Origin of the sequence: Paraburkholderia caribensis (assembly GCF_002902945.1) — a bacterium.
Classification (GTDB): domain Bacteria; phylum Pseudomonadota; class Gammaproteobacteria; order Burkholderiales; family Burkholderiaceae; genus Paraburkholderia; species Paraburkholderia caribensis.
Genome location: NZ_CP026102.1, coordinates 1,423,822 through 1,444,081, shown reverse-complemented (window position 1 = coordinate 1,444,081; position 20,260 = coordinate 1,423,822). Strand labels below are relative to the sequence as shown.

Here is a 20,260-nt window from a genome sequence, read left to right as displayed (position 1 = left end):
CTCGCGTCCCGTTCGGTGGCTACCCGAAAGGTATAATTTGTTAGGGCGCTGCGTGTGAGTGAAGAGTAGTTGGCGCACATACAGAGCGTCCAACACTGATTTAGTATCAGTTCAATATCTCAGGGGTATCGTCATGGAGTTGCGCCATCTGCGTTACTTCGTCGCCGTGGCTGAGGAGCGCAACTTCACGCGCGCCGCGCAACGCCTGCATATCGCGCAGCCGCCGCTTAGCCGCCAGATGCAGCAACTGGAAGAACTGCTTGGCGTGCAACTGTTCGTGCGCAATTCGCGGCCGGTCGAGTTGACGGACACGGGGCGGTTCTTTTATTCACACGCAGTGAAGCTGCTCGCGGAAACGGCCGAGCTGGAGTCGATGACGCGGCGTGTCGGCAAGATCGAGCGCAGTCTTTCTGTGGGGTTTGTCGGCTCGACGTTGTACGGAATGTTGCCGAAGATCATTCGGCGCTTTCGTACCGAGCACAGTGCGGTCGAATTGACGTTACACGAGATGTCCACGATGGACCAGATCAAGGCGCTCAAGGAAGGCACGATCGATGTCGGGTTTGGGCGCATTCGCCACGAGGACCCGAGTATCAGGCGGATCGTGTTACGCGAGGAGCGGATGATTGTTGCGTTGCCATTTGGGCATTCGTTGTCTGAAGTGAAGCCCGTTTTGTCACTGCACGATCTGATCAACGAGACCTTGATTATTTTCCCCAAGGCGCCACGGCCCAGCTATGCCGACCAGGTGCTGGCCGCGTTCCGCGATCGTGGCCTGGAGCCGGCGCGCATCTATGAGACGCGGGAGTTACAGATTGCGCTCGGGCTGGTTGCGGCGGGAGAGGGGATATCGGTTGTGCCGAGTAGTGTGTATGGACTCAAGCGCGACGATGTCAGCTACAAGGAGCTGGACGACGCTAACCTCGTGTCGCCGATTATCATGAGCATGCGGATGCTCGATGAGTCAGAAGATCTGACCGAGATGCTGGAGCTGATCTATCGGCTTTATGAGGAAGCGAAGATGGAGTATTTGCCGCCGCATGCGGAAGGTTGACGTCTCCGTTTAACGGCAGGCGGCGACGGGCGTGTTCGGTCGACGTGTCCAGCTACGACGAAAACAAAACACGAATACCCGCGCCGCACCGCGCCAGCCACAACGAAAGCGTCAGCAACAAAACACACCAAACCTAATGCGTCTGCGCGCGAGCCCGCTCCGCCTCGGCATGAGGCTGCGTCACCGCACTAACAACGACGAACACAACGACATTCACCGCCAGCGCAATAAAGCCGATATTGACGTCCTTCAGCGCATCCGGCAAAAACGGCATCAACTGCCCGATGCTCATCTTGAAGATCGTCGTGACCGCGACGACAGCTACGCCGGCGAGAATCCCGCAAAACGCCCCTTGCTTCGTAGCCCGATTCCGCGGCGCGAGACTGCAGATGACAGCGGGAAACAGTTGCGTAACAAAGCTATACCCCATCAAAAGCAGCGCAACGATGGTCTCCCCGCCGTGCAGCGTGAAAAGCACGGCGACCACCGCGACCACAGGCACAAACACGCGCGCAAGCTTGGCAACAGTTTCATCAGAAGCATTGCGCTGCACGAGCCCGCGATAGATATCATTGGCGAGCAGCGTCGAAGCCGTCGTGAGGATCATCGACCCGGGCACGAGCGCCGTCAGTATGCCTGCTGCACCAATCACCCCAACGAACCACGGATCGAAAGTCTGCAGCGACAGCTTGAACAGCGAAAGATCGATATCGCCGCCCTTGAGTCCCGGCACCTTGAGCGCCGCAGCAAACCCGACAAAAAACACAAACAGCAGGATCAACTGATAGAGCGGCAACACAATCGCATTACGCCGAAAGATGCGTTCATCCTTCGCGGTAAAAACAGACCCGAACGTATGCGGCCACATGAAAAACCCGAGCGCCGTGAGCAGCACGGTGGACTGAAACCACGTCACGCTCGACCCCTTCTCGGGGAACGTGAGAAAGCCGGGCCGCGCTACATCGATTGCATGGAACATCTGCCCGAGGCCGCCGTAGTAATGCATCGGCAGATAGATCCCGAGAAACAGCACGATGCCGAGTATCAGCATATCCTTGACGACCGAGTTCCACGCGGAACCGCGCACACCCGACACGATCACATAAATCGTCACCACGCCCGCGCCGATCCAGATCGCCGCCGACGACGAAATCGCGCCATAGGAAGCCGTCGAAACAATAATGCCCAGCCCCTTGAGTTGCAGCACGAGATACGGAATCAGCGCAGCCACGTCAACGACGGCAACCAGCACCCCAAGCGGTGCGCTATCGTACTTGCGCGTAAAGAAATGCGGCTGGGACACCACGCGATGCGTCTTCGCAAATCGCCAGACGGGCGGCAGCATCCAGTACGACAGCACATACGCCAGCGTGCCATACGCGAGGATGTAATAGACGGGCGCGCCCTTGCCATATGCAAAGCCGCTGCCGCCAAGGAAGGTGAACGTCGTGTAGATCTCGCCCGCCATCAGCAGGAACACGAACGCGGTGCCGAAGCTGCGGCCGCCCACCGTCCATTGCTCGAGGCTCATGTCATGCCCGCGACGGGCGCGTACGCCAAGATAGAGCGCGAACAGCGTGACGGCGACAATGATTGCGAGTGCGCTGCTCATGAACGCACCTCCTCGCCGGAATGCGCTTGCCGGTTCACGGGATCGAACCGGTAGACGATGGCCATGATGATCGAGCTCAGCACGACCCACATGACGATCCACGCAAGCACGAACGGCATGCCGAGCACGAGCGGCTCGACCCGGTTGACGAACGGAACGCCGAGCAGAATGCCGATGAACGGCAGCACGGCGAGCAGACGAAATGACATGGGACAACTCCTCGAATGAGAATGAGCCGGTCTCGATGAACGTCAATTCCTGAAGCAATGACTGGGATGCCGCGCACCGACTGTATGCCTCTAGCCATATTCCGGTAAAGGTCGCCAAAAATATGCAGGTATATTGAAAGGAACATGCGCAAACGCAGTGCCCGTGAGTATCGGCATGCATCGCAGGCGTGCTGCATTGCATGAAGAAGGTGCTTCTCGCATGGCGTGCGCAATTGGTTGCATTTACACTGTTCGGCCCTCGTGCTCCGTTGCGCGGCGCAAAAATCAAAACCATCAAAGAGCAAATTCATCGATGATCTCGAGCCTGATTTCGGAGATTCTGTTTGGCTTCACCGGGTTGATCAGCATCATCAATCCGATCGCGATCGCCTTCGTGTTTCTCGACCGCACGGATTCGCTGACCGACGCGGAGCGCGCCGCGCTCGCCAAGCGCGTGTCCATCAATGCGTTCTTCGTGCTGCTGGTCGTATTCTTTGTCGGCACGCCGATCCTGCATTTCTTCGGCATTTCAATGGAAGCGCTGCGTATCGGTGGCGGCCTCGCCGTGGCCGTCAGCGCGTGGAATATGCTCAATGCGCCGGAACGCCAGCCGAACGAAGCGGCCGTCAAGCCCGTCGATCCCGACAACGCGATGTCGAAGGCTTTCTTTCCGTTGACGGTGCCGCTCACCACCGGCCCCGGCACGATGGCCACGGCCATCGCGCTGAACGCGAACCGCAGTCACAAGCTGTCGGAGTTCGTGATGTCGTCGATCGCGTCCGTGACGATTTCGTTTCTTGTCATGCTCGCGGTCTGGTTCACGTACAACCACGCCGCCACGCTCGGCCGCTATCTGGGCAAGGAAGGCACCAAGGTGGCGCTGCGCGTGTCCGCATTCTTGCTGCTCTGCATTGGCGTGCAGATCATCCTGACGGGGCTGGCCGAGTTTCTTGCGCCGATCGCCAGTGGCCGGGCAGGCGGTTGAACGGATGAACTTCGGAGTCGTGGCGGACGCGACCCCGTATGTGACAGTTTGAAACCGGCGCGGACGTAGGCGTTTTTCATCGAGGAGAGCGATCATGTGCCGCTGGCTGGCTTACACAGGAAACCCGATTCAGCTCGAAGCCGTGCTGTTCCGGGCCAAGCATTCGCTGATCGACCAGAGCCTGCATTCGCGGCTCGGGCAGACCACCACCAACGGCGACGGCTTCGGCGTCGGCTGGTACAGCCATCCGAGCGACATTCCGTTCCGCTACCGCTGCGCGCATCCCGCATGGAGCGACCGCAATCTGCGCGACGCCGCGCGGGCCGTGCGCGCGTCGCTGTTCGTCGCGCATATCCGTGCCGCCACGGACACCCCTTCGCAGGAAACCAACTGCCATCCGTTTCGTTATGGCCGCTGGCTATTCATGCACAACGGCCTCGTGCGCGACTATCCTAAAGTGCGGCGCGACCTGATGCTCGGCATCGACCCGGACCTGTTCGCATCGATCGAAGGCTCGACGGATTCCGAAGTCATGTTCTTTCTCGCGCTCACCTTCGGACTCGAAATCGACCCGGTGCTCGCACTGGAGCGCATGGCGGGCTTCGTCGAGCAGACGGGGCGGCGGCACGGCATCGAGGCGCCGCTGAACATGACCGTCTGCGCGACGGACGGCGAACAGATCGTGTCGGTGCGTTATTCGAGCGAGCGGCAGTCGCGCTCGCTCTTCCACAGCACCTCGATCCGTCATCTGATGGAGTTGTATCCTGATGATCCGCGTCTTGCCGCCGTCGGCGCAGACGCGTTCCTCGTGCTGTCCGAGCCGCTCGTCGACCTGGAAGGCTGGTGGGAGGAAATACCGGAATCGACGGCGATCGTCGCGAAGGGTGGCGGGATCGAGGCACGGCCATTCGATCCGCATGGAACGTAGTAGCGTTGCACGTCCACGGCCACGCGCTCCGTATAAACCCTGATACGCAGCGCGCGTCCGTCTGCCGTTGTTGCATGAAGGGAGTGCAACCATGAGTCGTCCAGTGACTGCAGACATCGCGACTGACAAACCATCCGACAGCACTCGCCACCGGTCCGATCTGGCCGTCGAGGTGCTGGCGTCGGAGCAGAGCGTATTGCGCCTGCTCACGCGCAGCACGCCATTGCCCGAACTGCTGGCGGAGGTGTGCCGCCGCGCCGAAACGCTGCTAGGCGAGGGCTCGCGCTGCTCGATCCTCGTGCTCGATACGGATGGCTTCACCGTGCGGGTCGGCGCGGCCCCGTCGCTGCCGGCGCAGTACAGCGCGGCCATCGACGGCATGTCGATCGGCCCGTGCGCCGGTTCCTGCGGCACGGCGATGTACGACCGGCGGCTGGTGATCGTGGAGGACATCGAAAGCGATCCGCTGTGGGCGGACTACCGGCATCTCGCGCTGCCGCTCGGGCTGCGCGCCTGCTGGTCGGTGCCGTTCGAGGACGACGCGGGTCAGGTGCTGGGCGCGTTCGGCGTCTACTACGACAGGCGCCGGGGTCCGGACGAAGACGAACATGCGCTGCTGCGCGAGATCGGCCAGAGTGTCGGTCTTGCCGTTCATCAGGATCTGATGCGCAAGCGCCTCGCGGAAAGCGAGGAGCATCACAGGCTCGTCGTCGATCATCTCAACGAAGGCATCGTCGTGCAGACGCGCGACGGCATCGTGCTGGCCTGCAATCCGAGTGCGCGGCGCATGCTGCGGGCGACGGGCGAAGTGATCGGCCAGGACATCTACAAGGTGATTCGCGCCGCGTACTGGGAGGACGGCTCGCCCGTCAAGCCAGGCGACCAGCCGACGCAGCGCGTTCTGCGCACGGGCAATCCCGTGGTCGGCATGACGCTGCGGCTCGAGCTGACAGGCGGCGAATCGCTCTGGATCACCGAGAACGTGGTGCCCATCGTCAAGCCCGGCGAGACTGAGCCGAACGCCGTGCTCATATCGTTCAACGACATCAGCGCGGTGCGCTCGGCGCGTGCGCAACTGCAGCACCTCGCCACGCGCGATTCGCTGACCGGGCTCTACAACCGCGCGTTTCTCGCCGACCGGATGAGCGCGCTGCTCGCGCCGCATGCGGGCGCCGACGGGCACGACGCCGGGGCGGCTCGACGGGCGGTGACGCGACTGGCCGTGCTGTTCGTCGATCTCGACGGCTTCAAGAAAGTCAACGACATCGCCGGCCACGAGGCGGGCGATGCGCTGTTATGCAGCGTCGCTGCGCGGCTCGCGGCCTGCGTGCGCCGCGAGGACACGCTTGCGCGCGTCGGCGGCGACGAGTTCGTGATCGCGACGGGCGGCTATGACGACGCATCGTTCCTGACTTCGTTCGCGCAGCGCGTGCTCGACACGATCGCAATGCCGTTCGCGGTCGGCGGCAACGAGTATTACCTTGGCGCGTCGATCGGCATCAGCCTGTATCCCGAAGACGGACACGACGCGCAGACGCTGATGCGCAACGCCGACTCGGCGATGTACCACGCGAAGCAGCGCGGCCGCAACAACTTCCAGTTCTTCACGGCCGAGTTGAGCCAGCGTCTGCAACGGCGCTTCGCGATCGAGCAGTTGCTGCGGCGCGCGCTCGTCGCCGACGAACTGAGCCTCGCGTATCAGCCGATCGTCGAGGGCGCGACGGGGCGCATCGTCGGCGCCGAAGCGCTGCTGCGCTGGCATAACGGCGAACTGGGCAATGTGTCGCCCGCCGAATTCATTCCCGTCGCCGAAGATACCGGCCTCATCATCGATATCGGCCGCTGGGTGCTGGAGAACGCGTGCCTGCAGGCCGTCGAATGGCGCCGGACGATCACGCCGCATCTGATGATGGCCGTGAACCTGTCGCCGCGTCAGATCAACGGCGAGCTGATCGGGCATGTGGCGTTGAGCCTGGAGCACGCGGGGCTGGAAGCGTCGGCGCTCGAACTGGAGATTACGGAAGGCGTGCTGATGAGCGACAGCGATGCCGTCATGCCGCTGCTGACGACGCTCGCGCGCATGGGCGTGCGCATATCCGTCGACGATTTCGGCACCGGCTATTCGTCGCTGTCCTATCTGAAGCGCTTTCCGTTGCACAGTCTGAAGGTGGACCGCTCGTTCGTCGCGGGTTTGCCCGGGCATCGCGATGCCGTCGCCATCACGCATGCCGTCGTTGCGATGGCGCATTCGCTCGGCATGAACGTGACGGCGGAAGGCGTCGAAACCAGCGAGCAGGCGGCGTTTCTGCGCTCGATCGGCTGCGAGCGGCAGCAGGGCTATCTGTTCGGCCGGCCCGTCGTGCCGGGCGAGTTCGCGCGCGAAGCGCAGCGGCTGCAGGCGGGCCTCTGATCGATGCGGCTTCACGTTCGTTCACGCGGGGCGGTTACACTGGCGCTCGTTTTTTCCCTTGCGAGCGATGCGTGGACGCAGTTCTGAAGAGCGCGTTTGATGGTGCGCGGCGTGGTTGCGCCGTGCTGGTTGCGGCGTTGATGTTGACGTTGGCGTTCTCGCTGGCCGATGCCAGCGTGGCTGCGCCGCCGGCATCGCAGTCCGTCGATCGACCCGCCGGCCTCGTGCAGACCCGCGCATTCGACGCGTCGCCGTGGATGTCGTATTACGGCGATGCAGCGGCGCTCGGCAGCGTGACACGGGCAGCGTCGACCTTTCGCGTCATCGACGTCGATCTCGATCCCGACGCGGACAACTTCACGCCCGCCGAAGTCGCCGCGCTCAAGCACGACGGCCGCAACATCGTGTTGAGCTACCTGAACCTCGGATCGTGCGAAACGTATCGCTCGTACTGGCGCGACGTGCCGGAAGGCTTCGTGTCATGCGGGGCGAACAAGGCGGCGCACGCGGGCGCGTATCGCGGCTACCGGCAGGAGACGTGGATGAACCTGTCGAATGCGGATTATCAGCGGCTCATCGTCGATTACGTCGCGCCGCGTCTGGTCGCGCAGGGCGCCGACGGCTTCTATCTCGACAACCTCGAAATCGTCGAACACGGTACGTCGACGCGCAACGGCCCGTGCGACGCCGCGTGCGCGCAAGGCGGCCTCGATCTCGTGCGCAAGCTGCGCGAGAAATACCCGGCACTCGTCTTCGTGATGCAGAACGCCACCGGCCGCACGACGCGCGAGGGCATGACGGGCGGCATCGCGTTCGCATCGCTGCTCGATGGCGTCGCGCATGAAGAGGTGTATGCGCCGAAGTACGACGCTGCGGCGGAAGCGGAACTGGGCGCGTGGCAAGCGTTGGCGCTCAGGCCGAATGGACACGCGTTCTGGATTGCGACGCTCGACTATGTCGGCGGTTGCGATGCGGCCGCGAAAGCGCGCCGTGTGTTCGCGCGCAGCCGTGCCAAAGGCTTCGTGCCGTATGCCTCGGACAGCAGCGCGAAGCAGGGCGTCGTGTGCTACTGGTAGAAGTCGTGAAGGCGCGCGGGATCTGAGCGATCAGGTGCGCGAGGTCAACAGCTTCAAACCCGCGAGGCCGAAGACGATCGCGAGGCCGCCGTCGAGCCAGCGGCGAATCGACAGGTACACGCGGCGCGCGAGCGGTGTCGAGAACAGCGCCGCATAGCTGCCGAACACCAGCATGCCGATCGCGAGGCATCCGGCGACGATGGCCAGCATATGCGGTGCGCCGCCGTTCGCAGGCGAGGCGAGCGCCACCACCGAAATCCACACCAGAATCGCCTTCGGGTTCGTCAGATGCAGCAGCAAGCCGCGCGTGTAGATGCGGCGCAACGTCAGTTGCCCGCCCGCCGCCTGCGTCCGCGCAGCGCGCGGCTGCCATGCCGCGCGGCCCGACTTGAACGCGAGCCACAGCAGATAGCAGCCGCCGACAATCTTCAGCCCGACCATCGCTCCCGAGAACGCCAGCAGCGCCGCCGACAGCCCGAGCGCCGCCAGCATCGCCCAGAAGCACGAGCCGCACACGACGCCCGCCGCGAACGCGAAGGCGGCCTTGCGCCCGTCCGTTGACGCGATCGACATGATGGCCAGATTGCTCGGCCCCGGGCTTGCCGTGCCGACGAAATACGCGGAGTAGGCGAACAGGACGTTCGCGGAGAGCATCGGAAGGCTGGTCATGGGATGGGCGCGGAAAATGGGGTTAGCGGAGATTGTCGGTGCTGCGTGCGTCGCGCGGAATAGACAGTTCGCGGTGCGCAAGGCGGGCCAGCGGCACTGACGGTTCATGACAGCGTCACCCGTTCAGCGTCGCGGCGCTCGCGTCAGGTCGGGCCAGCAGCGTTCGGCGATCCGCTCGCGATACGCCATCAAGGCGGGATGCTGCGAGACGAAATCGCGCACGGGACTGTCGAAGGGCGGCGCGATTGCCGTGTGGACCCACGCGAAGCCGGTGGCGTCGATCGTCGTCGGCTCGTCGCCGAGCAGGAAGCGCTGGTCGCCGAGCAGACCGGCGACGGCCTGCCAGCCTTCGATGCCCATCTGCGCGACTTCGTCGTAGCTATGCCGTCCCGTACCTTGCTCCCACGCCTGGCGTAACACCTTGCGGCGAATCACGGGCATCAGCAGCGGCGCGAACATGCCGATCAGCGGGCGGACGGGCGGCGGCGACGTGAGGCGCGCGTAGTCGATCAGAAGCGGCGTGTAGGCCGCCATGTTGCGCTCGACAGCCCAACGAAAATACACGGTCACGAAATACAGATGCGTTTCGAAGAGCGCCTTGATCGTGGCCGATCGCGCGCGCTGCTGCGGATCGAGCCGCGCGTCGTCGAGTGCGTTCGGGTGGCGGCGTTGCAGGTAGGCGATGATCGCGGACGAATCGCAGATCGTCACGCCGTCGATCTCGGCGACGGGCAGCTTTTTTTTCGGCATCGCGTTGAGCTTGCCGATGCGTCCTTCGTACGGAATGCCCGACAGCCTCAGCCACGTTTCGAGCTTGACGACGAATGGACTGAGATCGGGCGGCATTGCGCCGGAACCGTCGCCGAACTTGTAAACGATCATGACGTCCTCTCATGCGCCTTTGTGCTGCTGCGTGCGCTGCGCGTGGCTGGCAACTGCGATCGTACAGGCACGCGTGCGCGAGGTGAATCCGGCCAGTTCAGCGCGCATGGACTTTCGTGCCAGCACGACGCGCGGATTGTTGTCGCCACGCAAACATAGATTCCCCGCGCATACGATTGATGCTTGACGAGGGATTCATAGAATAGATACCAAGGCGCGCCGGTTTCGAGGGCGCCAGGCGATTCAGGCGTTCGGACGAATGGTGGAGATTGAAATGGACATCCTCGATGTAGCGCGACAAGCAGGCATGACGGTCGTGCTCGAAGCACGGATCGGTCGACAGGAATATCACAGTGTGCATGGATCGCTGGCGGCGCTGCAGAGCTTCGCCGAGCGGGTGAGGGCGTCGACGATGGAAGAAGCCCACGCCGTCGAACATGAGTGAAAAAAAGCCGTCGATTGGCGACGGCTCTTTGTTGCTATGTGGTCTCCAGCGCTCGATCCGGCGATCAGCCGCTGAACAGTTCGACGAGACAGACGACCGTCGCGAATAGTCCTATGCAGCCGCCCAACGCGACTGCACCTTGCATGAAACCTCCTAAATTCCCCATGTAGCGCTCCGTAGTGTTCTGGGTGGTGGCGCTAGTCTAAATCGAAAGAAATAAGAAAGGTAAAAGAAAGTATCGGCTCATTTTTTGCCGCTGTACGACTGTCGATACTTGTACGACGACGTATCTCAACGAATTTTCCGACCGCATAGCTATTTCTCCGGCTTGTTTCCCGTTTTGCGAGACTTTGAGCACGATGGGACCGCTCTCGCCCAACCTTGCGGACAATTTCCCAGTGTTCCAATCTTCCTTTTAGCGCACAAGAGAACAATCCGATGTTCGAATGAACATCCTGCGCGCGGTCCGCGTTTTGTCCTTTCGCAACACAGCCGCCCGTAATTTGCGCAGAACGGCCATCTGACGGGCCTGTCGTCGCGACTAGTCCGTGTACTACATGGTTTTCCCTGGTATCCGACAGACGTTTGAGTGATACGATGACCGACGATAAACGCTGATTGAATGTTCGAATTCGCGCATCCGTCAGCGACACCGCCGGCCAACCTCGGACCCGGTCTGTACAAGGAAATGGAGACTGACTTGAGAACAATCATTGGCCTGCGCTGGTGGATCATCGCGCTCGTGTGCCTCGGGACCATCGTCAACTACCTGTCGCGCAACGCGCTCGGCGTCATGGCGCCGGAGCTGAAGACGTTGCTGCACATGAACACGCAGCAGTATTCGTATGTCGTCGGCGCGTTCCAGATCGGCTACACGATCATGCAGCCGGTCTGCGGCCTGATCATCGATCTGATCGGGCTGCGTCTGGGCTTCGCGCTGTTCGCCTGCCTGTGGTCGGCGACGGGCATGCTGCATGGTCTCGCGAGCGGCTGGCTGTCGCTCGCCGCATTGCGCGGTCTGATGGGCTTGTCGGAAGCCGTCGCGATTCCTGCCGGCATGAAGGTGGTTGCCGAGTGGTTTCCGAATCGCGAGAAGTCGGTGGCTGTCGGCTATTTCAACGCGGGCACGTCGCTCGGCTCCTTGTTCGCGCCGCCGCTGGTGGTGTTTCTCTCGCTGCGCTACGGCTGGCAGAGCGCGTTTGCCGTGACGGGCGCGCTGGGTTTCGTGTGGGCGGCGCTCTGGTACGTGTTCTATCGCGCGCCCGCCGACCACAAGCGCATCAGCGAGAAAGAACGCGCGGCCATCGTCGAAGGGCAGACGCCGCCCGCCGCCCATGGGCAGGACAAACGCCGCATCCGCGAAGTGCTCGGCACGCGCCGTTTCTGGGCGATCGCGCAGGCGCGCTTTTTCGCCGAGCCGGCCTGGCAAACCTTCAGCTTCTGGATTCCTCTCTATCTCGCCACCGAGCGCCACATGGACCTGAAGCAGATCGCGATGTTCGCGTGGCTGCCGTTCCTCGCAGCCGACCTCGGCGGTCTGTTCGGCGGTTATCTGTCGCCGTTCCTGATGAAGCGGCTGCGCGTGCCGCTGATCTGGTCGCGCATCGCGGGCGTCGTGCTGGGCGCATTCATGATGATCGGTCCGGCGTGCATCGGGCTGGTCGCTTCGCCGTACGAGGCCATTGCGCTGTTCTGCGTCGGCGGCTTCGCGCACCAGATGATTTCCGCGCTCGTCAACACTCTCGCCGCCGACGTGTTCGAACCCGGTGAAGTCGGCACCGCAGCGGGCTTTGCGGGCATGGCGGCGTGGATCGGCGGGCTGGGTTTTTCGCTGATGGTGGGCGCGCTGGCCGACAAGATCGGCTACACGCCGCTGTTTGGCGCGCTCGGCGCGTTCGACCTGATCGGCGCGACGCTGCTGGTGATCCTGATGCGCGGCGTGTCGCGCGACGCCCGTCTGCAACGCGTCGAAAACGGCGCGGGCAGCGCGGCCTGAACTTGACTGACCTGGAAACACATCATGGCTACGTTGAAGAACCGACCGCAGTTTTCCGTCATTGAAGTGCCCGCCGAAGCGCCCGCCGAAGCGCTTCCCGTACCAGCCGGCAACCCGATCGTGTTGTCCGCTGCCGATGGCGCGCGGATCGAACTGTTCGTTCTCGCCGACGACATCATCCGCGTGCTCGTGCTGCCGACGGGCGAGCTTCGCGGACCGCGCACCTGGTCGATTGCGCCCGGTCTGGAAGACGTGCCGCTCGACGGCCGCGACCGGCGCGATACGAGCGGCTTCGGGCCGACGGTGTTCAGCGCGACGCGCGACGCGCAACGGCTGGTCGTCGAAACGGCGCAGATCCGCCTGACCGTCGCGCTGGACGGCGGCTTCTGTTCGTGGGCCATCGCGCGCGACGGCGCGTGGCACGACGTGATGAACGACCGCAAGACGCAGGCGTACAACTTCGGCTGGTGGGACGAGCGTGTTTATCACTACGTCGAACGGCAGCGCGGCGAAATGTACGTGGGCCTCGGTGAACGCGCCGGCACGCTGGACCGCGCGAACCAGAGCTACGAGATGCGCAACATCGACGCGATGGGCTATAGCGCGCGCAGCACGGACCCGCTATACAAGCACATCCCGTTCTACGTGACGTGGCAGCCGCAAACATCGATGGGCTTCGGTCTGTTCTACGACACGCTCGCCGATTGCCGCTTCGACATGGGCCGCGAACTGGACAACTATCACGGCCACTACCGTCATTTCGTCGCCGAGCATGGCGACCTGGACTACTACTTCATCGCGTCGGCCGATACGCCGCTGCACGCGGTGCGCCGCTTCACCTGGCTCACGGGCCGGCCCGCATTGATGACGAAGTGGGGCCTCGGCTATTCCGGCTCGACGATGAGCTATACCGACGCGCCCGACGCGCAACACAAGATGGGCGAATTCATCGCGCGTTGCCGCGAGCATGACGTGCTGTGCGATTCGTTCCACCTGTCGTCCGGCTACACGTCGATTGGCGCGAAGCGTTATATATTCAACTGGAATCACGAGAAATTTCCGGACATCGACGGTTTCGTGCACGGCTATCTGCGCGAGGGCGTGAAGCTGTGCGCGAACATCAAGCCGTGCCTGTTGCAGGATCACCCGGCATTCGACGAAGCCGCACAGGCGGGGTTGCTGATCGAATCCCGCGACGGCGAGCCCGCATGGGTTCAGTTCTGGGACGAAGTGGGCGCGTATCTCGACTTCACGAATCCCGCCACCATCGACTGGTGGAAAGCACGCGTGAAGGACAGTCTGCTGCGCCATGGCATTGCATCGACGTGGAACGACAACAACGAGTTCGAAATCTGGACGCCCGACGCGATCGCGCAGGGCTTCGGCGAGCCGTTCCCGGCGCACCAGGCCAAGGTGCTGCAGACACAGTTGATGATGCGCGCGTCACGCGACGCGCAGCGCGAGCACTCGCCCGGCACGCGGCCATTCCTCGTGTCGCGCTCGGGCGGCGTCGGCATGCATCGTTATGTGCAGACGTGGTCCGGCGACAACTACACGTCGTGGGAGACGCTGCGCTACAACCTGAAAATGGGTCTTGGCCTCGCGATGTCGGGCGTGTCGAACAGCGGTCATGACATCGGCGGATTTTCCGGTCCGGCGCCCGAGCCGGAACTGCTGCTGCGCTGGGTCGCGTTCGGCATTTTTCTGCCGCGTTTCAGCATCCATTCGTGGAACGACGACGGCACCGTCAACGAACCCTGGATGTATCCCGAAGCGACTGCGCAGATTGCCGGGCTCATCAAGCTGCGGTATCGGCTGATTCCGTATCTGTACGAACTGCTGTGGCAATCGCACCGTTCGTACGAACCGGTGCTGCGGCCGCTGTTCGCGGAGTTTCCGAACGATCCGCGCTGCCTCGCGGACGGTGATGACATGATGCTCGGTGCGTCGCTGCTCGTTGCGCCTGTCGTGGAGCAAGGGCAAAGCAAGCGCGACGTGTATCTGCCGGCGGGCGCGCGCTGGGCGTCGTACTGGAGCGGCGAGGTGTTCGAGGGCGGGCAGGGCGTGACGCTGCCGGCGCCGTTCGAGCAACCCGTGATGCTGCTGCGCGAAGGCGGTGTCATGCCGTTGAACGTCGCGGAGCAGCACTTTGCGCGACCCGCTGATGAGCGCGCGTTCATTGCGCTGCCATTTGAAGGCGCCGGGACGGCGCAAGGCGGTTGTGTCGAGGACGACGGCGAAACGCAAGCATGGCGCGATGGCGCGCAAGGGCACTGGAAGGTCGCTATTGCAAGCGATGCCACCACACTGCGTATCGCTATCGACCGGGAAGGGCAGATGCCGTTCGAGCAACACGACGTGCGACTCAGCGTGCCTTCATCCGAGACCCGCGTGGCCATCTGCACGAACGGCGAAGTGATCAGCGATTCAATCGTGAGCGGCTGGCGCCGACTGACGCTGCGTCTCGCGCATCCATAAATCCGACACACGACGCGACCGGCAGGTCGCCAATCCAATCCACCACCATGTTGCATGGGACGCGAGCAGAGCGTTGAAGCGCCTGCTCCGTCGCAAGGAGACTACCAGCAATGAAGACTTTGAAATGCACGCGCACGCGTGCAATGGCCCTCTCATGCCTGCCGCTCGCGGGCGCGGTTCTGTCGACTGGCGTTTTCGCGCAGAGCAGCGTCACGTTGTACGGCGTCGTCGATAACGCATTCAGCTATGTCAGCAATCAGCGCGGCCATTCGAATTTCTACATGAGCCAGGGCAACCTGCAGGCGAGCAAGTTCGGCCTGCTAGGCGCAGAGGAACTGGGCGGCGGCACCAAAGCGATCTTCCGCCTGGAAAGCGGCTTCAATTCACTGACGGGCGCGCAAAGCAGCGCGGGCAACCTTTTCAACCGGCAGGCGTATGTCGGCCTGAGCAATGACAGGTACGGCACGGTGACGCTCGGCCGCCAGTACACGCCTTACTTCAACATGGTCGGCGCGCTCGGCCCGACGGGCGTGCTGACGGGCGCCACGGGCGCCCATCCGGGCGATCTCGATGCGCTCGACACGACGCTGCGTTTCAACAACTCGATCACCTATGCATCGCCGAATATCGCGGGGCTCACATTCGCCGCGCAGTACGGGCTCGGCGGCGTGCCGGGCAGCGTGACGAACGGCAGCAATCTGAGCGCGGCGCTGCGTTACGACTATCAGTCGTTCTCGGTCGCGGCGGGCTACGTGAAGCTGAAGGACATCACGACGAGCCAGTCGCTCGGCAGCTTCGCGATCAATTCGCCCGTCAACAACGGCTACGCGAGTGCGAGCAGCACGCAGATGATCGCGGCGGCCGCCCGCTACAACATCAGCGACCTGATGGTCGGCGTGAACTACTCGAACGTGCAGTACGCGCCCGGTTCGCGCTCGCTGTTCGCGAGCGAGGCAGTGTTCAACACGTATGGCGCGATCGCGACCTACCGGTTCACGCCGTCGGTGATCGCGGGGATCGGCTATAGCTACACGCGCGCAAGCAAGGCGAACGGGATCGACGACCCGGCGCAGTATCACCAGATTTCGCTGGAGCAGACCTACAGCCTGTCGAAGCGCACCACGTTCTACGCACTCGAGGCGTACCAACTGGCGCGCGGCAAGTCGCTGATCGCGTCGGGTTCGGGCGTGAAGATCGCGGACGCGGTGGCTGTCGTCGGCGATTCGCAGAACACGACGCCTTCGTCGGGACCGTCGCAGTTCGTTGGCATGGTGGGTATTCGTCACGCGTTCTGACCACGTTTTCATTGAACGCGGCAAGCGATTTGCCGCGATTCATCACGACTTGACGCCGGGCGTTGCGAGATTGCGACGACCCGGCGTTTTTTCGTGCGCCGTTCGGACCGCGAATGCCGCATATCAATTGCGCAAAAGCCTGTATGAATATACAGTATCGGCATGCGATTCAAGAGGAGCGTGCGTCATGGAAATGCGTGTGCATCAACCCGCCGGTCATCCGATGCCGGAGATCGCGGCGTTTGTCGCGGACCTGAAGTCGGCGTTCGGCGAGTGGGAGATCGACGAGGCGATCCGTCGCGGGAAAGCGGGGGAGCCCACGTTCTATGCATGCGAGAATGGCCGGTCCGTCGGCACGGCGCGCCCGGCAGTGACACATGCCTTCGCGCAAGATCCTGCGCGCACCCCGGCAAGCGAAGCCCGTCAGGAAGTTCCAGGCAAGGAGAGTGAGCGATGAAGGCAGGTCGTCTGTGCGTCGGGATCATTGCGCTGGTTTTGACTTCTGCGGCGCACGCGGAAAAGTACGTCGAAATCTGGAATCCGCCGGAAGCGCGGGGTCATTCGGCGGCCCGGGCCGTGCAAAAGCCATTGCGTCCGCATGCGCAAAAGCCGGGAGCGCCAAGGCTTGCGAGAAAGGTCACCGAGCCCGGCAGCGTACAGGCGGGGCACAGCGCTTCGTCGGTGGTGGCGACAAAGCGGCTCGGCAACAGAAGCATCCCACGCAAGATCGGTCCGGATGGCAATGTGTTTCGCGTTTGACGGATGCAAAGGCGGCGGGCGCTTCATCCATGTCGCGCGGGCAACTTGCTAAACTGCTTGTTCTTGCCCCTTGCCCCTTGGCCGTTTGTCGCGCCGTGGCTCGCGTGAGCGGCGCAGGCGGAATAATCCGGCGTCGCGTGCACCAACCACAGTCCTCCCTCGCCAACCGCATCACGCAACATGAGTGTCATCGTCCGCCGTATCGCGCATCTCGACATGGACGCGTTCTACGCATCCGTCGAATTGCTGCGCTATCCGGAGTTGCGTGGCAAGCCCGTCGTGATCGGCGGCGGGCGCAATGCGATACCGGAAACCTTGCCTGACGGCACGCGCCGTTTTGCGAAGCTGAAGGACTACGCGGGTCGCGGGGTGGTCACGACTTCGACCTACGAGGCGCGCGCATTCGGCGTGTTCTCGGCAATGGGCATGATGAAGGCCGCGCAACTCGCGCCGGACGCGATTCTGCTGCCTACCGACTTCGATTCCTACCGTCATTACTCGCGTCTCTTCAAGGCGGAAGTGGCCAGGTTCACGACGCGTATCGAAGATCGCGGCATCGACGAAATCTATATCGACCTCACGGACGTACCGGGCGATGCCGCCGACATCGGCTCGCGCATCAAGCAGGCCGTACATGGCGCAACAGGCCTGACGTGTTCGATTTGCGTCGCACCGAACAAACTGCTCGCGAAGATCGGCTCCGAGCTGGACAAGCCGGACGGTCTCACCATCCTGACGCCAGAAGACATTCCCACGCGCATCTGGCCGCTAGCCGCGCGGAAGATCAACGGTATCGGACCGAAGGCGAGCGATCGGCTGGCCGCGCTCGGTATCAACACGGTCGGCGATCTGGCGCATGCTGCGCCCGATCTGCTGCAGGCCAACTTCGGACTCAAATACGCAACATGGCTCACACATGTCGCGCAAGGCAGCGACGAGCGTCCTGTCGTCGTCGAATCCGAGCCGAAGTCGATGAGCCGCGAGACGACGTTCGAACGCGACCTGCATCCGCGCCATGACCGGCCCGCGCTGTCGGAGTCGTTCACGCGTCTGTGCGTGCGCGTCGCGGAGGACCTGCAGCGCAAGGGCTACGTCGGACACACAATCGGCATCAAGTTGCGCTTCGACGATTTCTCCACAGTCACGCGCGATCTGACCATTCCCGCCGCGACCTCGGACGCGGCAGCGATCCGGCGCGCCGCAACCGAGTGCCTGAAACGCGTCGCGCTGACACGCAAGCTGCGGCTGCTCGGCGTGCGCGTGAGCGGGCTCTCACTCGCGAGCGAGCAGGCTCCGCCGTTGCCCATACAGGCCGAACTGCCATTCACGGCTTGAGTTGCGACAGCAGCGCGCGCATCCCCAACGCCACCGCTTCAACCTCGCCGAAACAGTGCGCCGCTCAAGCGGCTAATCGCAACGAGCGAGCGCGCAACGAGCCAGCGCGAAACGAGCCAGCGCCCGATCGTCGCGGCCATCGGCCATCCTCGCGGCCCCGTATCGATGCGGGCAATGGCGGCACGCTGCCCGCTCGCGAGGACCTCGACGAACGCTTCATACGGCAGCACATGGCAGTCGCCTTCGCAAAGCGTGACCGTCACCTTGGGTGCGTCGCCCAGCAGCCAATCCAGCGATGCATCGCGGTAAGTCAGTCGCAGCGTGCCTTCCAGCGCGACGATCGCGCTGCCGCATCTGAACCATGCGGCGTGGATCTGGCCGGGGGCGTATCGGTGTTCGAAGGGTTTCATCGAGAACTCAGTCCGAAAGCAGTCAACGGATCGGCCCAGCGATAGCAGGTTCGGCGGGCCACATGTCGAAAGCGTAAAGACAGTCATCGGACCGCAACAGACTCACGCGTTTAGAATCTGTACCGATACAGGCGCCGGTTTGGTTGCCCTGTTTCCGTCTGAATTGCCACGGTCTGTATCTGGCGATCTATCCACGCAGCAGGCACGATCCGAAGGATGATCTTGCTGAACGATGAACCTCTTCTCGCGCCGCCCGACACGGGCGCGCCGCTCTATGAACGGCTCGCTGAGCACTATCGCCGGGTGATCGCGTCGGGCACGCTCGCGCCCGGCGACCGCATGCCGTCGGTGCGCGCGTTGATGAGCCAGCACCACGTGAGTCTGTCGACGGCGATCCAGGTGTTTCGCCGTCTCGAAGACGGCGGCTGGCTGCAGGCGCGGCCGCGTGCGGGTTACTTCGTGCGGCGCGCGCCCGCTTCGAAACTGGCGGCCGTTGCGGAGCCGGACATTGCCGCGTTGGCTGAGCCGGCGCGCTACGTCGGCTTGCACGAGCGCATCTCGCGCGTGATCGAGCGGGCTCAGGCCTTTCCGGACGCGCTCAATCTCGGCGGCGCGACGGCCGACGCCGCGCTTTATCCGACCGCGCGGCTGCAGGCGCTCGCTTCACGCATCCTGCGCCATCGGCCGACGCTGCTGACGGAGGTCGGCGAAGACGGCGGCGCGGCGGAGTTGAGGCAGGCCGTCGCCAGGCGTGCGTTGTCGACGGGCGTCACGGCCTCGCCCGACGATGTGCTGGTGACGAGCGGCGGCGTCGAAGCGGTGAACCTGGCGCTGCGTGCCGTGGCGCAGCCGGGCGATACGATTGCCGTCGAATCGCCGGCGTTTTTCGGGCTGTTGCAGATACTCGAAAGTCTCGGGCTGCGCGCGCTCGAAATACCGACCAGCCCGACCACGGGCCTGTCGCTCGAAGCGCTCGACATCGCGTTGACCGCGTGCCCGGACATCAAGGCGCTGGTCGTCGTGCCGAACCTGCAGAATCCGCTCGGCTGCGTGATGCCGGACGCGCGCAAGGCCGAACTCGTGCGGCTGTGCGCGGGCCGTGGCGTCGCGCTGATCGAGGACGAGCCGTATCGGGAGCTGATCGAATCGACGGAACCCGCGCGGCCGTTGAAGGCCTGGGATCGCGACGGCGGCGTGATCTACTGCGCGTCGCTGAACAAGGTGCTCGCGCCGGGCATGCGGCTCGGCTGGATGTCGTCGGGGCGCTGGCATGCGCGCGTGCGGCTGCTGAAATTCGCGCAGACGCGGAACAACGAGTCGCTGGCGCAGTTCGTCGCGGCGGAGTTCATCGGCTCGGGCGCGTACGACCGGCATCTGCACCGGTTGCGCGAGAAGCTGCGCGTACAGCGCGAGGCGAGCGCCGACGCGATCAGCCGGTATTTTCCCGTTGGCACGCGGCTGAGCCTGCCGCCTGGCGGGCTGCTGCTGTGGGTCGAACTGCCGGATGGCAAGTCGTCGGATGCGCTTTTTGAAGCTGCGTTGCCGCACGGTATCCGGATTGCGCCGGGTTCGATATTTTCGAACTCGGAGCGCTTTCGCTCTTTTATCCGCCTCAGTTGCCCGGGGCCGTTCGATGAACGGATGGACGCGGCGCTTCGTCAACTCGGACGCCTCGCGGGGGAAGTCGCCTGACGGCCGGGACGCGTTGGGAAGGCGC

General features: G+C 63.5%; 18 protein-coding genes. 13 read left to right on the top strand and 5 right to left on the bottom strand.

All coding sequences use genetic code 11. The features are described from left to right. Positions 1-133 precede the first annotated feature (133 nt). Positions 134-1,054 (top strand): LysR family transcriptional regulator, encoded by a 921-nt coding sequence (locus C2L66_RS22930; protein ID WP_054934899.1) that lies wholly within the window; start codon positions 134-136, stop codon positions 1,052-1,054. A gap of 133 nt (positions 1,055-1,187) precedes the next feature. Here the strand turns inward: C2L66_RS22930 and C2L66_RS22925 are convergent, their stop codons facing one another. Next, positions 1,188-2,666, bottom strand: a complete 1,479-nt coding sequence (locus tag C2L66_RS22925) for a sodium:solute symporter family protein (protein WP_060606545.1) — start codon at positions 2,664-2,666, stop codon at positions 1,188-1,190. After that, positions 2,663-2,875: a DUF3311 domain-containing protein gene (locus C2L66_RS22920; RefSeq protein ID WP_054934897.1), complete on the bottom strand. Its 213-nt coding sequence runs from the start codon at positions 2,873-2,875 to the stop codon at positions 2,663-2,665. The genes C2L66_RS22925 and C2L66_RS22920 overlap by 4 nt, the downstream gene beginning before the upstream one ends. Before the next feature lie 313 nt (positions 2,876-3,188). Between C2L66_RS22920 and C2L66_RS22915 the strand changes: the two genes are divergently transcribed. The 4 genes from C2L66_RS22915 to C2L66_RS22900 all read left to right on the top strand — a co-directional run bounded on the left by C2L66_RS22915 (position 3,189) and on the right by C2L66_RS22900 (position 8,274). Further along, positions 3,189-3,860 carry a MarC family protein gene (locus C2L66_RS22915; protein ID WP_035987953.1) on the top strand — a complete coding sequence of 224 codons (672 nt, stop codon included), beginning with the start codon at positions 3,189-3,191 and terminating at the stop codon, positions 3,858-3,860. Between the two features lie 94 nt (positions 3,861-3,954). Then, positions 3,955-4,788, top strand: a complete 834-nt coding sequence (locus tag C2L66_RS22910) for a class II glutamine amidotransferase (RefSeq protein ID WP_060606547.1) — start codon at positions 3,955-3,957, stop codon at positions 4,786-4,788. 91 nt (positions 4,789-4,879) lie between these two features. After that, on the top strand, positions 4,880-7,198 hold the full coding sequence (locus tag C2L66_RS22905) for a putative bifunctional diguanylate cyclase/phosphodiesterase (protein ID WP_060606549.1): 2,319 nt from the start codon (positions 4,880-4,882) through the stop codon (positions 7,196-7,198). 71 nt (positions 7,199-7,269) lie between these two features. Beyond that, the gene (locus C2L66_RS22900; RefSeq protein WP_233445031.1) at positions 7,270-8,274 is read left to right on the top strand and encodes an endo alpha-1,4 polygalactosaminidase; all 1,005 of its coding nucleotides are present in this window, start codon (positions 7,270-7,272) and stop codon (positions 8,272-8,274) included. A gap of 30 nt (positions 8,275-8,304) precedes the next feature. Here C2L66_RS22900 and C2L66_RS22895 read toward each other — a convergent pair whose 3' ends face one another. Continuing rightward, positions 8,305-8,943 carry a LysE family translocator gene (locus C2L66_RS22895; RefSeq protein ID WP_054934893.1) on the bottom strand — a complete coding sequence of 213 codons (639 nt, stop codon included), beginning with the start codon at positions 8,941-8,943 and terminating at the stop codon, positions 8,305-8,307. Between the two features lie 123 nt (positions 8,944-9,066). After that, positions 9,067-9,825: a glutathione S-transferase family protein gene (locus tag C2L66_RS22890; protein ID WP_060606552.1), complete on the bottom strand. Its 759-nt coding sequence runs from the start codon at positions 9,823-9,825 to the stop codon at positions 9,067-9,069. Positions 9,826-10,099: 274 nt separating this feature from the next. Here C2L66_RS22890 and C2L66_RS41295 point away from each other — a divergent pair, with 274 nt between their 5' ends. The 7 genes from C2L66_RS41295 (at position 10,100) to dinB (ending at position 18,133) form a co-directional block, all read left to right on the top strand. After that, positions 10,100-10,270: a hypothetical protein gene (locus C2L66_RS41295; protein ID WP_167352369.1), complete on the top strand. Its 171-nt coding sequence runs from the start codon at positions 10,100-10,102 to the stop codon at positions 10,268-10,270. Positions 10,271-10,970: 700 nt separating this feature from the next. Next, positions 10,971-12,266, top strand: coding sequence for an MFS transporter (locus tag C2L66_RS22880; protein WP_060607310.1), 1,296 nt, complete (start codon positions 10,971-10,973; stop codon positions 12,264-12,266). 24 nt (positions 12,267-12,290) lie between these two features. Next, positions 12,291-14,744, top strand: a complete 2,454-nt coding sequence (locus C2L66_RS22875) for a glycoside hydrolase family 31 protein (RefSeq protein ID WP_060606554.1) — start codon at positions 12,291-12,293, stop codon at positions 14,742-14,744. A gap of 110 nt (positions 14,745-14,854) precedes the next feature. Next, positions 14,855-16,039 carry a porin gene (locus C2L66_RS22870; protein WP_060606558.1) on the top strand — a complete coding sequence of 395 codons (1,185 nt, stop codon included), beginning with the start codon at positions 14,855-14,857 and terminating at the stop codon, positions 16,037-16,039. Positions 16,040-16,226: 187 nt separating this feature from the next. Continuing rightward, positions 16,227-16,496 (top strand): hypothetical protein, encoded by a 270-nt coding sequence (locus tag C2L66_RS22865; RefSeq protein WP_060606561.1) that lies wholly within the window; start codon positions 16,227-16,229, stop codon positions 16,494-16,496. Beyond that, complete coding sequence (locus C2L66_RS22860) at positions 16,493-16,798, top strand: hypothetical protein (RefSeq protein WP_060606564.1); 306 nt, start codon at positions 16,493-16,495, stop codon at positions 16,796-16,798. The genes C2L66_RS22865 and C2L66_RS22860 overlap by 4 nt, the downstream gene beginning before the upstream one ends. Before the next feature lie 180 nt (positions 16,799-16,978). Further along, a complete protein-coding gene (gene dinB, locus C2L66_RS22855) occupies positions 16,979-18,133 on the top strand; it encodes a DNA polymerase IV (protein WP_060606568.1) in 1,155 nt (384 codons plus the stop codon). A gap of 38 nt (positions 18,134-18,171) precedes the next feature. Here the strand turns inward: dinB and C2L66_RS22850 are convergent, their stop codons facing one another. Continuing rightward, positions 18,172-18,543 (bottom strand): hypothetical protein, encoded by a 372-nt coding sequence (locus C2L66_RS22850; RefSeq protein WP_060606570.1) that lies wholly within the window; start codon positions 18,541-18,543, stop codon positions 18,172-18,174. A gap of 216 nt (positions 18,544-18,759) precedes the next feature. Here C2L66_RS22850 and C2L66_RS22845 point away from each other — a divergent pair, with 216 nt between their 5' ends. Further along, positions 18,760-20,235 (top strand): aminotransferase-like domain-containing protein, encoded by a 1,476-nt coding sequence (locus tag C2L66_RS22845; RefSeq protein ID WP_054934884.1) that lies wholly within the window; start codon positions 18,760-18,762, stop codon positions 20,233-20,235. Positions 20,236-20,260: the final 25 nt, after the last annotated feature.

Coding starts and splice junctions, on each gene's coding strand:
- C2L66_RS22930 (WP_054934899.1), top strand. CDS start 134: ATGGAGTTGCGCCATCTGCGTTACTTCGTCGCCGTGGCTGAGGAGCGC.
- C2L66_RS22925 (WP_060606545.1), bottom strand. CDS start 2,666: ATGAGCAGCGCACTCGCAATCATTGTCGCCGTCACGCTGTTCGCGCTC.
- C2L66_RS22920 (WP_054934897.1), bottom strand. CDS start 2,875: ATGTCATTTCGTCTGCTCGCCGTGCTGCCGTTCATCGGCATTCTGCTC.
- C2L66_RS22915 (WP_035987953.1), top strand. CDS start 3,189: ATGATCTCGAGCCTGATTTCGGAGATTCTGTTTGGCTTCACCGGGTTG.
- C2L66_RS22910 (WP_060606547.1), top strand. CDS start 3,955: ATGTGCCGCTGGCTGGCTTACACAGGAAACCCGATTCAGCTCGAAGCC.
- C2L66_RS22905 (WP_060606549.1), top strand. CDS start 4,880: ATGAGTCGTCCAGTGACTGCAGACATCGCGACTGACAAACCATCCGAC.
- C2L66_RS22895 (WP_054934893.1), bottom strand. CDS start 8,943: ATGACCAGCCTTCCGATGCTCTCCGCGAACGTCCTGTTCGCCTACTCC.
- C2L66_RS22890 (WP_060606552.1), bottom strand. CDS start 9,825: ATGATCGTTTACAAGTTCGGCGACGGTTCCGGCGCAATGCCGCCCGAT.
- C2L66_RS41295 (WP_167352369.1), top strand. CDS start 10,100: ATGGACATCCTCGATGTAGCGCGACAAGCAGGCATGACGGTCGTGCTC.
- C2L66_RS22875 (WP_060606554.1), top strand. CDS start 12,291: ATGGCTACGTTGAAGAACCGACCGCAGTTTTCCGTCATTGAAGTGCCC.
- C2L66_RS22870 (WP_060606558.1), top strand. CDS start 14,855: ATGAAGACTTTGAAATGCACGCGCACGCGTGCAATGGCCCTCTCATGC.
- C2L66_RS22865 (WP_060606561.1), top strand. CDS start 16,227: ATGGAAATGCGTGTGCATCAACCCGCCGGTCATCCGATGCCGGAGATC.
- C2L66_RS22860 (WP_060606564.1), top strand. CDS start 16,493: ATGAAGGCAGGTCGTCTGTGCGTCGGGATCATTGCGCTGGTTTTGACT.
- dinB (WP_060606568.1), top strand. CDS start 16,979: ATGAGTGTCATCGTCCGCCGTATCGCGCATCTCGACATGGACGCGTTC.
- C2L66_RS22850 (WP_060606570.1), bottom strand. CDS start 18,543: ATGAAACCCTTCGAACACCGATACGCCCCCGGCCAGATCCACGCCGCA.
- C2L66_RS22845 (WP_054934884.1), top strand. CDS start 18,760: ATGATCTTGCTGAACGATGAACCTCTTCTCGCGCCGCCCGACACGGGC.